The sequence below is a fragment of the Frankia sp. Mgl5 genome, assembly GCF_023242985.1.
Taxonomy (GTDB): Bacteria; Actinomycetota; Actinomycetes; order Frankiales; family Frankiaceae; genus Parafrankia; species Parafrankia soli.
Genome location: NZ_JALKFY010000574.1, coordinates 1 through 334, shown reverse-complemented (window position 1 = coordinate 334; position 334 = coordinate 1). Strand labels below are relative to the sequence as shown.

The 334-nt window shown below is 53.9% G+C and carries 1 pseudogene; it reads left to right on the top strand.

Annotated elements, in window-relative coordinates:
• Positions 1 to 334 (top strand): annotated as a pseudogene (locus MXD62_RS10695) (PDZ domain-containing protein); the annotation flags it as partial.

Sequence of the window (334 nt, the reverse complement as noted above, 5' to 3'; positions counted from 1 at the left end):
GCAAATGATGTTGCTGCTTTCGGAATCATGTTCCTTCCAGCGGTAACCGGTTTTTCCGATATCACACAGACAATGACTCCTTGGCGAAAAGCGCGCGATATCGCCAAACAGCTCGTGCTGTATGCCGTTATTCTGCTTGCCTTGGCTTACCTCTCAGTACTTTGGCCGCCATTGTCGCTCGCGGCTGCGCTCTTCGCCCTGTTCGGACACGAGGGATTATTCTGGCTTAGCCGACGTGCGGAGCGGCAGCAGACGCCGTACTTTATCCAATCCTCCAGCGGCGTAAAGATCATGGCTGTGATTCCAGGAACTCCGGCTGAAGAGATGGGCATTT